Raw genomic sequence first — 13,278 nt, forward strand, 5'->3', positions numbered from 1 at the left:
ATGCCGGGTAAAAAGGAATCCGGCTGGTGTTGTGAAAATTATTTTAGATCTTTATATACCACGGCGTTCTCCTGTACTTCCGGTTTGATAACCATACCGTCTTTTAAACTGCCTGCGCCATCGGTAACAATGGTATCACCTGCTTTAAGGCCTTCGGTAACTACATAATATTGGCCTGTGGTGAGGTCCATAACGCTCACTTCGGTATTTTTAACCGCTCCTTTGCCGTCAACCACGTAAACAAAATGCTTTCCCTGCAGCTCATAAGCGGCCTTTTGAGGGATCAGCACGGCATCTTTTACAGTCTGGGGGATCTGTATAGTAGCACTTCCGCCGCTGCGGATCAGGCCAACAGGGTTAGGGAATGCCGCCCGGTAACTTGCCGATCCGGTTTCGGTATTAATTAAACCGCTGATGGTTTCCACTTTACCTTTTTCGGCATAGGTGCTGACATCCGGCAATACCAGTGAAACAGGCGGCGTGTTAGCCAGCTTTTCATTCATGGTTTTTCCTTTTACCGTTCTCGAAAAATCAAGCAGCTGCTTTTCATTCAGCGCGAAGTAGGCATACACTTTACCAATATTGGATACTGTTGTTAATGGCTGCGCGGTTGAACCGGTGATGAGGCTACCTAATTTATAAGGAATGGCCCCTACCACGCCATCAACCGGGCTGGTTATTACCGTATAACCTAAATTGGTTTTGGCGTTTGCTAAACTGGCTTTTGCCTGGGCAAGGGTGGCCTTGCGGGCTTTTAACGTGTACTCGGCCGATTCAAGCTCATAATGGCTGATGATATCTTTTTCAACCAACGGCCTGGTTTTGTTAACCTGCAGTTGGGCAGCGCTTACATCAGCTTCGGCACTGGCTATGGCCGCGGTGGCGGTGTTTACGTCCTGGGCGTATTGCGGCGCGCTGAGCTTAAAAAGCAGCTGGCCCTTTTTTACAACACTGCCCTCGTCAATGTAGATCTTATCAACATAACCATCAACTTTAGGACGGATCTCTATATTTTGCTGCCCCTGAAGCGTGGCAGGATATTCGTTGTTCAGCGTAGCGTCATGTAAACTAATCTTAAAAACCGGGTAGCTTTGCGGTGGCTGGGGAGCTCCCGCAGCCATGGCACCGCCCTGGTTTTGGCTGCCGCCGCATGACGACAGTAGAATTAAGGCGGCCCCAAAGCCAGTTAGCAGTTGAACTGTATTTTTCATAAATATAAACTTGTAGTTATTGGAGTGAATTGATATTGAAGACATTGTGATGTGTGTTAAATTATTTTGTTTGACGATTGCGTTAATCACCGGATAAATTTTTTACTGGAAAATCATTTTACAGATCATCTTCTTTCGCTCATTAATGAGGCAGGTATAACTTTCATTGCTCAGGTTAAACGCCTTTTTATATATGGGCCCCATGATAAGCGGGTATGACATCAGCGAAAACAGGTTCAGCACAAAATGCATGGGGTTCATCTGTTCAATATTACCTGCCTCCATTTCGGCGCTGATCTGCACCATGAACTTATTGATATGGTGCGGCCTGGCCTCGTTTGTGTACTTACAGATGTTTGAATTGATCTCGGTGATCAGGAAAGTTTCCTGGTAGGGATAATTGTTGGCCTCTGTTAAAAACAATTCTATAAAGCTTTCAACCTTGCTTTTAAATGGCATGTCGGATGCCATAACAGCGTCGAGACGAGTTGTTAAAGCAAGCATTGCTTCCTTAAACACCTGTTCAATTAAAACATCCTTAGTGCGGAAATAATAATTTAACAAGGTGCGGCTTACACCGGCCGCGTCGGCAATATCCTGGGTATTGGCGTGGAGCCGGCCCTCGGCAAAAAAATGTGTTTAGCGGTGTCCTTAATTAATTGTTCGGCACCTGTGTCCCTTATCGGCATAAACAAACCTGGCGTTTAACCGGGCACACTATTACGCCCGGCTGCATCAACAACTGATGACAGGGCAAAAGTGGCTCAATTATCGTTTTTGCAGAATGTTTAAAGGATGGCGCAATATGTCAAAAAGTCGTTTTTACTAAAAACATTGTAATGGAATGGTAATAATAATCACAGCGTTGCAACGATACTTATCATTTGCAATTAAAATTATAACAGCAAGGATTATTTGATGGATCTTTGAGATTGGGCGAAGAGCTCTCCTCCGGAGAGCTACAGTGTGCCCACAAGTTTTCATGTAAAAAAATGTCATTTCGAACGAGCCAGCGCAGGGAAAAGCCGGGCGCGAGGAGAAATCTTATCCGCCATGTATAACCGCAGCGACGCTCGTAGAAGATTTCTCCTCACCGCCGGTGCACGATCCCACCCAAGGCTCGTTCGAAATGACAATCGTTTATTATCAGGGCGTTTGCCGATACTTACTGGGACTGGTACCGCATTGTTTTTTGAAAAACTTGCTAAAAAAGAACTGATCGGCAAAGTTGAGATAGGTAGCAATCTGGGCTATGGTTAACGAGGGGTCGTTAAGGGCGACTTTAGCTTCCAGGATCACAATCTCGTCAATGAACTCGCCCGCGGTTTTGCCGGTTATTTCCTTTACAGTTTGCGAAAGGTATTTAGGGGTGATATTAAGCATGGCAGCATAAGCCTGTACGCTTCTTTCTTCCTTAAAATGCTGCGGAAGGATTTTTAGAAACCGAAAAGTCAGTTCCTCCTTTCGTGTACCCTTTACTTCCGCTATTTTTTGTTGCTTTTGATATAGCGCGCCTATCTCATAAATAAAACCGGTAAAAATGCTTAGCACAACTTCATCCTGGAATGCCAGATCATTACGATTATCCATTTTACTTTCAAGGATTTTCATAATTGATATAAGGTTATCGGCCGGCTCCTGATCAATAACCAGTAACGGATTTACCTGCGATGATAAAAAATCAAACGCTTCTACATTTTTTGTGTGGATACTGGTAGCAGATAGATAAGCCGAGGTAAATATGATCGAGGTAAGCCTGCAATCTGGCGAAACATTCAGAAACTGGCGAACGGTATTGGGAGCTACCATCAGGATATTGTTCTTTTTTAAGTTATACTCCAAAAGGTTGGCATTAATTGATAACTCACCTTCATGAACAAGCGTTAAAAAAAATGGTCTGACCGGAAGGGGTGCAAAATAGGCACCTCAATATCCCCCGGATTAAACGACATAATATGCAGGCCTTTATACTGATTGGTAACACCAAGCGGAGCAAGCAATTGCTCCATAGTATGCATCTGTACAGGTCGGATCTCTTTCGGCATAGTAAGCAATAATAACTATTATTTGCACGAATTATTACGCCTCGTCCGGGCATTCGTGTATATCAGCTCATCGACGGGAACGAAATCCCCTTGATTTTTCTGAACAACTCAACCGCATACAGATCGGTCATGCCCGAAACAAAGTCAAGAACGGTCTGGATCTTTGAATAATCGTCGTTGGCTTTGGTTAAAAACTGTTTAGGGATCAGTTCGATCAGTTTCTCGTGGTATTTTGAATTATTTTTTAAATAAGCAGGGACAAACTCTTCCAATAAACCACCCATTACCTTATAACCGGCAACTTCCTTTTGCACTACCGGGCTATAGTTGTAGATCTTTTTTACAGAAACCTTTTCGATCGCTTTCATGGCAGACCGGAGTGGTTCTTCAATTGCATCCATCAGTGCCGAATTAAAATCACCATTCATGATCTCTTCCTGTTTGTCGTAAAACAGATTTGAACATTGATTTACCAGGGTATTTATTGCTATTGCCCTCAAATAGCCAACTTTGGCGTCTGTATCATCAAACTCTTCCAGTCGCTCTTCCATCCTGGGAATAGTACACAATGGCATTAGCAATGCTTTCACTTCCTCATAGGAGAGTATTTTAAGGCGATGGGCATCTTCCAGATCAACGACATTGTAGCAAATATCATCAGCCGCCTCAACAAGGTATACTAATGGATGCCTTTTGTAAATAAGTTCATCGTCCTCTACCCTGATCAAACCCAAATCATTGGCTATCTTTTCAAAGTCCTGTTGCTCGGAAGCAAAGAAACCATATTTCTTTCGGTAGATGATACCCTTTTTATGCCCGGCGACAGATGAACACGGGTATTTTGCAATAGAAGCGATGGTTGAATAAGTTAATGCCAAACTCCCCGGCCTTTACCGGCAAACGGATGCGTCAATAATCTCAGGGCATTGGCGTTGCCTTCAAAATGAGTGAGATCTTCCCATTGCTGCGCAGTAACAGTGTCTTTATAATCCTTACCTGCTCCTTCTGCAAAATAATGTGAAATGGCTGATTCGCCTGAATGGCCAAAGGCGGGATTACCCAAATCATGGGCTAAACAGGCTGCAGCCACCATATTACCGATCTCACTGATAAGCGGATATTTCTTTTCTACATCCGGATCTTCTTTAAGCATCCTGTTAAAATGCATCCGCCCTAACGAGCGGCCCACACTGGCTACCTCCAAACTATGGGTAAGCCGGTTATGTACAAAAATGCTTCCGGGTAAAGGGAATACCTGGGTTTTGTTTTGCAACCTCCTGAAGGGTGATGAAAAAATTATCCGGTCGTAATCCCGCTGAAACTCCGATCGTGCATCGATATGGTTTGCAATATATTTATCTTCGTAACCCCAGCGTTTTGCCGATAACAGTTGATCCCAGTTCATTATAGTTTGATGTATATAGAGCGGCAAAAGTAGCCATTATGCATGAAAGAAATAATAGGCTACACCACCTCAAAATGCTGCCTTAATTTCTCTTCTTCCAAATCAAGCAGATCCAATTGCTGCTTTACAATATCATCGCTGATGTTTTCTTTTTTATTCAGTGTAAGTAACAAGGCCCGCTGCTGATCCATTACATCATTTAAAATTACGCGGTAGTCATGATAAAAATTATCGGCGCGTTGTTCACTGCCATCTTTTTCCCAGTCTTTCAGCAGTTCCATATCAGCACTCAATCTTAACCTAAATGCCTTGATCATATCGTTACCGTCTAATCTGTCCGCATATTTATCTTCAAGTATTTGTAATGCCAACTTCGATAACTTTTTCCTGACTAATTGCTTTTGCTGCTCGTGCGAACCTATGTAATCACGATCGGGCATATTTACAAACCTCACCAATAAGGGCAACGTAAGGCCCTGAACCACCAGGGTAAACATGATCACCACGAATGTGATAAACAAGATGAGGTTGCGTTGAGGAAAGGCGGCGCCCGACGGCAAAAGTTCGGGGATACTCAAGGCAGCGGCAAGTGAAACCACGCCCCGCATACCTGCCCAGCCCAGCAATAACGGCCCCTTCCAGCCCGGGCTCGGATCGGCTGTAGTGATGTAACGGCTAATGAATACGGTAAATACAGAGGCCCCAAAAGTACTGGCTAAACGGGCCAGTATCAGTACACCGGTTATAATGAGGCTATAATTTATCGCCGGTTTCAGGCCTTCGGGCCCAAGCGCCTTGATAATTACCGGAAACTCTAATCCTATCAGGATAAACACAAACCCGTTTAAAACAAAAGCTACTGTTTCCCAAACATTAACTCCCTGCAACCGGCTGCGGTAACTTAATATCACGTGCCGTTGTGACGACAGGAACAACCCGCCGCTTACTACAGCCAGCACTCCCGAAAAGTGGAACTCTTCGGCTGCCATATACATAGCATACGGTGTAATAAACGTAAGGATAATATCAATATTGGCCGTAGTTGGCAACCATCGGTGTATGGTGTAAAAAACCAAACCTACTGCCAATCCTATAACGATACCCATTACAATCACCAGTACAAAACTTAGCGTGGCTTGTCCTAATGCAAATTTCCCGGTAACCACCGCGGCAAGCGCAAACCTGAATATTACTAAACTTGATGCATCGTTCAATAAGCTTTCACCCTCAACAATAGCAATAAACCGCTTAGGCACTTTTATATTTTTCAGGATAGTACTTGCCGACACCGCGTCGGGTGGGGAAATTATCCCCCCGAGCAAAAAACCCAGGGGCAGGGTAAAACCCGCTATCAGGCTGTTTGACACAACCGCGATTAAACATGACGTTAAAATAACGATCAAAAATGCAAAGCTGGAGATCACCCTGCGCCATTTCCAGAAATCCTTCCAGGAAGTGTTCCACGCCGATTCATACAACAAAGGCGGTAGAAAAATAACAAAGATCAGATCGGGCTGTATTTCGATACCTTTCAGAAAAGGAACAAAACCAAGAGGTAAACCGACTAAAACCAATAGTATGGGATAAGCTATTTTGATTTTTTGCCCAAGCATTACCACAAAAAGGATAACTACCAACAGGCAGGCACATTGAATAATAACGTGATGCAGCATGTAGCTAAAATACAATTATTCGTTGAGTAAAGCTTGCAAGTTATATTACTAGGTAGTATTAAGTAAGCATGAACAAATAACCGTTTTTGCTGTTATGAAATCATTAAATAAAAACTACCGAAGTAAAAATTGAGTTATAAAAAGATAAAATCCTAAAAAACAGCAACAAAAAATAAAAATAAAGTCATTTTATATCAAAAAAAATACAAACCTATTTCGATAGCTTCAAATATTTTAGTATTTTCGCAATCATGGCGCCGACAATAAAAAAATATTCTTCGCATTATTTTTTTCCAGCTTGCAATAGCTGTAGCCCCTGCTAACGCCGAATCAATTTTAACCCATTACAAAAAATCCGGCCAGGCTGCCGATTTAATTTCCCGTACCCATCAAAGGATCATCGGTCAAATTCAGCAGCAGGAGGTTCAGGACGATTCACCCGATTCGGATACTAACGAAGCTCATCATAACCGTACCATCATACGCTTTTTACCCAGTCGGGTAAATTATTCATCGGCACTAATGCCTGGTCAGCAGGCCTCACTTGCCGATATTATATCATTAGTCGAAAAACGACAAAACCAGAATAAATCCATCAAAGGCTTTTTGCCTGCATATTACAATTTCCTTTTCAGGCTCAGCCCGTTCTGATCCCTTTTCCGTTTCAGATGCCCTTTGCGGCAAATCCATGTTTTTATAAATCAAATTTTAACATTGGCTAACAGTACGTGATTAGCACTGCTATGCCTATAATCTATCCGGAAAAAAATGAAAAGGATCATCATTTATATACCCTTGCTGGCCATGGCCGCCGGCATACTTGTCACGGGTTGCTCAACCAAAGCCAAAACCAATAACGAAGCTGCCGCTTCCGATACGCTTCAGCTGCCTGTACTTACGTTAAATACGCAGGATACCGTTCTTCAAAAATCATACGTTGCCGATATCCAGGCACAAAAAAATATCGAGATCCGTTCACGCGTTCGCGGCTTCCTCGAAAAAATATATATCGATGAGGGAAAGCAGGTTAAAAAAGGCCAGCTTTTATTTAAACTTAACGACCAGGAATTTAAAGTAAACCTGTCAAAAGCTAAAGCCGCGTTAAGTAATGCCGTGGCCGCTGCCAAAGCAACCGAACTTGAGGTAGCAAGGGTTAAACTACTGGTTGACAAGAAAGTAATATCCAAGTCTGAACTGGAAGTTGCCGAATCAAAAATGAGCGCAGATCGGGCAACCATTGAAGAAGCACGCTCTATGGTACAAAGCGCCGAAGACCAACTGGCTTACACTTACATCCATGCGCCGTTTGATGGCATCATCGATAGGATCCCGCTTAAATCGGGCAGTTTGATTGATGAAGGCACATTGCTTACCAGTCTGTCGGATATCAGCTCCATGTACGCTTATTTTAGCTTTCCGGAAAATGAATACCTGCAATATATCCGCAAAAAGGAATCAGCACCGGGCCAAACAAGTGATAAGGTTAAGCTGGTATTAGCAGATGGCCTGGACTTCCCCTACCAGGGCGAAATAGAAACGGTAGAAGCTGAAATTGAGCAAAAAACGGGCTCAATCAATTTCAGGGCAAAATTCCCTAATCCGAACAAGCTATTGAGGCATGGTGCTACCGGTAAGCTTTTCATATCTACCAAAGCCAATAACGTAGTCATGGTGCCGCAGCAGTCGGTGTTTGATATCCAGGATAAAAGTTACGTGTACATAGTTGATAAGGATAATAAACTGCACATGCAGGCCTTTTCGCCGCAAACCCGTTTTTCTACCTATTATATAGTAAAAGACGGTCTAAAAGCGGGCGACAGGATCTTGTACCAGGGAGCGCAGAACGTACGTGACGGCATGATCATTAAACCAAGGAAAATGGCAAAAGATTCATTGCTGGCAATGAAATAATTATCGCCAAGGTTTCCTTTTTCCGGCCGCGTAAAACGCGCGGCGCGGGTTTATTGTACACTTACCCTAACAAACTATGTTCGAAACTTTTATAAAGCGACCAGTGCTGTCGCTTGTTATCTCATTGATAATTACCATGCTGGGTGTGCTGGCGTTGATAACGCTGCCTGTTACCCAGTTTCCTGATATTGTACCGCCATCGGTAACAGTAACGGCCAACTACACCGGTGCCAATGCCGAGGTATGTGCCAAAGCCGTAGCAACTCCGTTGGAGCGTGCCATTAACGGTGTGCCGGGGATGACCTACATGTCGACCGTTTGCAGTAACGATGGCTTAACGGTGATCCAGATCTACTTTAACGTTGGGGTTGACCCCGACCAGGCCGCGGTGAACGTTCAAAACCGCGTAGCCACCATTATTGACGAAATGCCGGAAGAAGTGATCAAAGCCGGTGTTACTACAGAAAAAGAAGTAAACAGTATGCTGATGTACCTGAACATCATGAGCCAGGACACCAGCATGGACGAAAAATTTATTTATAACTTCACCGATATCAACGTTTTACAGGAACTTAAACGAATTGATGGTGTAGGCCGTGCCGAGATCATGGGCGCTAAAGAATACTCTATGCGCGTATGGCTTAAACCCGACAGAATGATGGCCTACAAGGTATCAACCGATGAGGTGATAGATGCCATCCGTGCCCAGAACGTAGAGGCCGCGCCGGGCAAAACCGGCCAAAGCTCGGATAAAACCCCGCAAATGCTGCAATATGTATTGCGCTACCCGGGCAAATTTTTTGAGCCTAAACAATATGAAAATATTGTGATCCGCGCCGAGGAAGACGGTTCGGTATTAAGATTGAAAGAAATTGCTGATGTTGAATTCGGTTCCCTAACCTACAGTATGGTTTCCAATACTGACGGCAAGCCTTCGGCATCAATCATGATAAAACAACGCCCCGGTTCTAATGCCCGCGAGGTGATCAATAACATTAAAACCCGCATGGCCGAGCTTAAGGAAAGCTCATTTCCGGCCGGGATGACCTTCAACGTAAACTATGATGTATCGCGCTTTTTGGATGCATCAATACATGAAGTATTACGTACGCTGGTTGAGGCTTTCATCCTGGTTTTCATTGTAGTATTCATTTTCCTGCAGGATTTCCGGTCGACACTGATCCCGGCTTTGGCGGTCCCGGTAGCCCTCATCGGTTCGCTGTTTTTTATGCAGATGCTGGGGTTCTCCATCAACCTGCTCACGCTCTTCGCATTGGTGTTAGCCATCGGTATTGTGGTGGATAACGCAATTGTAGTAGTGGAAGCCGTACACGTAAAAATGACCGAAAACCACATGAACGCCATGGATGCCACCGTAAGCGCCATGCGCGAGATCAGCGGTGCTATTGTGGCTATTACGCTGGTCATGTCGGCGGTGTTTGTGCCGGTTGCCTTTATGTCGGGGCCTGTTGGGGTATTTTACCGGCAGTTTTCGCTTACGCTGGCTATTTCCATTGTGATATCGGGCGTCAATGCTTTGACGCTTACCCCCGCCCTTTGTGCTATCATGCTGAAACATAGCCCTGCTTCAAAAAAGAAAAGTTTGATGCAGCGCTTTTTTGGCGGTTTCAATAAACGGTATGATGGATTACAGAACAGGTATTCAACCTTCATGACCTATCTGTCGCCGCGCAAGGGTATTACTTTGATATTGCTGGCGGGTTTCTTTATCCTCACCTGGGGAACCAGCGCTATTTTGCCAACGGGCTTTATCCCAACTGAAGACCAGGGTATGCTTTACGTGAACGTAACCACCCCGGCAGGTGCTACAGTTGAGCGTACCGAACAGGTGCTGAAAGAGATCGAAGCCAAAACCAAATCGATGAAATCTATCGAATCGGTTTCAACCCTTTCAGGTTACAGTTTGGTGAATGAGATTGCCGGTGCCTCCTACGGTATGGCCATGATCAACCTTAAACCATGGGATGAGCGCAGTGAATCATTGGATGATATTATTGCCGAACTAACCGCAAAAACCAAGAATATCGGCGATGCTTCTATCCAGTTCTTCCCCCGCCTACCGTGCCGGGCTTTGGTAACGCCAGCGGTTTCGAGATAAGGGTACTTGATAAAAGCGGCCAGGGCGATTTGCAGAAAGCTGCCGATGTAACCAAAAACTTTGTAAATGCGCTTAACGCCTCACCGGAGATTGCCGGAGCATTCACCAGCTTTGACCCCAACTTCCCGCAGTATATGATCTCTGTCGATCAGCAAACAGCGGCTCAAAAGGGCATTACGATTGATAAAGCCATGTCGACCCTGCAAACATTGATGGGGAGTTTCTATGCTTCCAATTTTATCCGTTTCGGGCAGATGTATAAAGTGATGGTACAGGCCTCGCCCGAATACAGGTCGCGCCCCGAGGATGTTTTAAACCTGCAGGTTAAGAACGATAAAGGCGAAATGGTGCCGTTCTCCACATTCATTAAAATGGAGAAGGTTTTCGGCCCCGAACAGCTCACCCGCTATAATATGTATACATCGGCCATGGTTACCGGCGATGCAGACAAAGGCTTCAGCAGCGGCGATGCCATTAAAGCCATTGAACGTATTGCTGCCGAAAAACTGCCGAAAGGCTATGCCTTTGAATGGTCGGGTATGACGCGTGAGCAGATCCTATCCGGTAACCAGGCTATTTACATTTTTGTGATCTGTTTGATCTTTGTTTACCTGTTGCTGGCTGCCCAGTATGAAAGCTTTTTGCTGCCGCTTCCGGTTATCCTTTCATTGCCTACCGGTATTTTCGGCGCGTTTTTCTTTCTGAAAATCACGGGACTCGAAAACAACATTTATGCCCAGGTGGCACTGGTAATGCTTATCGGCTTGTTAGGTAAAAACGCCATCCTGATAGTTGAGTTTGCTATCCAGCGGCAAAAAGAAGGATTGAGCGTGCTAAAAGCCGCTATTGAAGGTGCAGTATCCCGTTTACGGCCAATCCTCATGACCTCGCTGGCATTCATTGCCGGTTTGATACCGCTTTGCGTAGCAAGTGGCGCCGGTGCAATGGGTAACCGGTCGATAGGTACCGCTGCTGCCGGAGGTATGCTGATGGGAACTATTTTCGGATTGATCCTTATTCCGGGTTTATATGTCATCTTCGCGGGTTTGGCCGAACGCAATAAAAAGCAAAAACCAGCCACAGAAGTAGCTCACCATGAGCTCGATATCGTTAATAATTAATCAAGATCTGCAATGCTAAAAAAGCAATTTTCCATATACTCTATACGGCACTTTTGATGGTAATCATGGCCGGCTGTAAAAGCTACAAACCGGTCACGGGGCAGGAAGTGGCCGCTAATCTGCCGTCGTCATTCAATAACAGTACTGATACGGCAACCATTGCGGCCTTACCAATAGGCCAGTTTTTTGCCGATCAGAGGCTCGTTAACCTCATTGACACAGCCCTTAAAGCAAACCCCGATTTGTTAAGCGCCCTGCAAAGGGTTGAAGCCGCGCGGGCCAATCTACGGTTCAACGCCTCAAAGCTTTTACCTACCATAAACCTCGCCGCCAACGCAGGGGTTGAAAAATATGGTGATTATACCCAAAACGGCGTAGGTAATTACGATACCAATTTTTCAAACAACATCAATAGCGATCAGCATATCCCCAATCCTGTACCTAACTATTTCCTGGGCTTTCAAAGCTCATGGGAGGTTGACCTTTGGGGCAAGCTGAATAACCAGAAAAAGGCCGCCTTTGCCCGTTTCCTGGCCAGTCAAAGCGGATACCACCTGGTAACAACCGCACTTACAGCCCAAATTGCCGGGCTTTATTACCAGTTACTGGCTTACGATACCGAATTAGGCATCATCAAAAAGAATATTAAGCTACAGGAGCATGCCCTGGAAATCGTTAAAATCCAAAAACTGGGCGGCCGCGCTACGGAATTGGCTGTACAGCAGTTTGAGGCTCAGCTGGCCCGAACCAAAGGTTTGGAATACACTACCCGGCAGCAGATTACCGAGACTGAAAACCAGCTTCGTTTTTTAACAGGAAGTTATACCGGAACGGTAACACGGGACACTTCTATCATGAAAACGAAACTACCATTGGTTGTTGGTACAGGAGTTCCATCGCAAATGTTACTGAACCGCCCGGATATCCGAAGCGCGGAGCTGGAGCTTACCGCCATGAACGCGGATATCAAAGCGGCAAGGGCAAACTTTTTCCCCACTTTAACTTTAACTCCTTATGTTGGCTATAATAGCTTCAGGGCAAACCTCTTGTTTGATCCGGCTTCATTTACCTATGGTATTTTAGGGGGTATCACCGCTCCTATTTTCAACCGCAAGGCTATCAAAGCCGAATATGAGCGGACTATAGCTGAACAGAAAATAGCGGTTTACAACTATCAAAAAAGTATCCTTTCAGGTTTCCAGGAAGTGAAAAATAATTTGAGCGGGATAGAGAATTTTAACCGCGCTTTTGAATTTAAACAACAGGAGCTGCAATCGCTAAACAATGCCTTGTCCGTAGCTAACGATTTATACCTTGTTGGCCGGGCCAATTACCTTGAAATTATCACCGCGCAACGCAGCGTACTTGATGCCGAGCTTGAACTGGCCGGTATTAAGCGGGATATTTTCTTAAGCTCGGTTAATTTATACCAGGCTGTGGGCGGCGGCTGGAGATAAATAGATAGTTAATGTTAATAGAAAAAGGGTACTTATTTAGGTACCTTTTTTGTTTCTATGGGTCATCAAAAGCGTGGAAATGTGCGATTCCCCTCTTGAGAGGTTGTAGGGCGTGTTTCAGCATTTTTGCTAAACACGCAGCAGAAACACCCTTGCCGTCGCTCTTTTCCTGCGCGCCGCCTCTCTGCCCACAAAATTGTTGCGTATAATCAGCAAGGCGTTTGTTTTGCCCCTCTGGGGCAAAGGATATTTCTATTTTTCAGCTACAAACCTTTTGCACCTCTGGTGCACCTGTTTTTAAGCGCGTCTAAAGTAATACCGGTCTGTTAAATAGTA

General features: G+C 44.8%; 7 protein-coding genes and 2 pseudogenes. 3 read left to right on the forward strand and 6 right to left on the reverse strand.

Translation table 11 applies throughout. From position 1 onward, the window contains the following. Nucleotides 1–38: 38 nt before the first annotated feature. The 6 genes and pseudogenes from ACQ86K_RS18130 to ACQ86K_RS18155 all read right to left on the reverse strand — a co-directional run bounded on the left by ACQ86K_RS18130 (nt 39) and on the right by ACQ86K_RS18155 (nt 6,334). Nucleotides 39–1,211 carry an efflux RND transporter periplasmic adaptor subunit gene (locus ACQ86K_RS18130; protein ID WP_431198494.1) on the reverse strand — a complete coding sequence of 391 codons (1,173 nt, stop codon included), beginning with the start codon at nt 1,209–1,211 and terminating at the stop codon, nt 39–41. 102 nt (nt 1,212–1,313) lie between these two features. After that, complete coding sequence (locus tag ACQ86K_RS18135; protein ID WP_431200887.1) at nt 1,314–1,805, reverse strand: TetR/AcrR family transcriptional regulator; 492 nt, start codon at nt 1,803–1,805, stop codon at nt 1,314–1,316. Between the two features lie 552 nt (nt 1,806–2,357). Further along, complete coding sequence (locus ACQ86K_RS18140; RefSeq protein WP_431198495.1) at nt 2,358–3,053, reverse strand: helix-turn-helix domain-containing protein; 696 nt, start codon at nt 3,051–3,053, stop codon at nt 2,358–2,360. 41 nt (nt 3,054–3,094) lie between these two features. Beyond that, entirely contained in the window at nt 3,095–3,256 is a 162-nt protein-coding gene (locus ACQ86K_RS18145; RefSeq protein WP_431198496.1) for a hypothetical protein, read from the reverse strand. Nucleotides 3,257–3,318: 62 nt separating this feature from the next. After that, nucleotides 3,319–4,661, reverse strand: a pseudogene (locus ACQ86K_RS18150) (deoxyguanosinetriphosphate triphosphohydrolase). Between the two features lie 59 nt (nt 4,662–4,720). After that, a complete protein-coding gene (locus ACQ86K_RS18155) occupies nt 4,721–6,334 on the reverse strand; it encodes a Na+/H+ antiporter (RefSeq protein ID WP_176844345.1) in 1,614 nt (537 codons plus the stop codon). Between the two features lie 768 nt (nt 6,335–7,102). Here ACQ86K_RS18155 and ACQ86K_RS18160 point away from each other — a divergent pair. The 3 genes and pseudogenes from ACQ86K_RS18160 to ACQ86K_RS18170 all read left to right on the forward strand — a co-directional run bounded on the left by ACQ86K_RS18160 (nt 7,103) and on the right by ACQ86K_RS18170 (nt 12,942). Next, nucleotides 7,103–8,245: an efflux RND transporter periplasmic adaptor subunit gene (locus ACQ86K_RS18160; protein WP_091162713.1), complete on the forward strand. Its 1,143-nt coding sequence runs from the start codon at nt 7,103–7,105 to the stop codon at nt 8,243–8,245. A 136-nt stretch (nt 8,246–8,381) separates the two neighbouring features. Next, nucleotides 8,382–11,485, forward strand: a pseudogene (locus tag ACQ86K_RS18165) (efflux RND transporter permease subunit). A 65-nt stretch (nt 11,486–11,550) separates the two neighbouring features. Next, the gene (locus ACQ86K_RS18170; RefSeq protein ID WP_431198497.1) at nt 11,551–12,942 is read left to right on the forward strand and encodes a TolC family protein; all 1,392 of its coding nucleotides are present in this window, start codon (nt 11,551–11,553) and stop codon (nt 12,940–12,942) included. The last annotated feature ends 336 nt before the right edge of the window (nt 12,943–13,278 follow it).

The sequence above is a fragment of the Mucilaginibacter sp. P19 genome, assembly GCF_050632265.1.
GTDB classification, from domain to species: Bacteria; Bacteroidota; Bacteroidia; order Sphingobacteriales; family Sphingobacteriaceae; genus Mucilaginibacter; species Mucilaginibacter gossypii.

Coding starts and splice junctions, on each gene's coding strand:
- ACQ86K_RS18130 (WP_431198494.1), bottom strand. CDS start 1,211: ATGAAAAATACAGTTCAACTGCTAACTGGCTTTGGGGCCGCCTTAATT.
- ACQ86K_RS18145 (WP_431198496.1), bottom strand. CDS start 3,256: ATGCCGAAAGAGATCCGACCTGTACAGATGCATACTATGGAGCAATTG.
- ACQ86K_RS18155 (WP_176844345.1), bottom strand. CDS start 6,334: ATGCTGCATCACGTTATTATTCAATGTGCCTGCCTGTTGGTAGTTATC.
- ACQ86K_RS18160 (WP_091162713.1), top strand. CDS start 7,103: ATGAAAAGGATCATCATTTATATACCCTTGCTGGCCATGGCCGCCGGC.
- ACQ86K_RS18170 (WP_431198497.1), top strand. CDS start 11,551: ATGGCCGGCTGTAAAAGCTACAAACCGGTCACGGGGCAGGAAGTGGCC.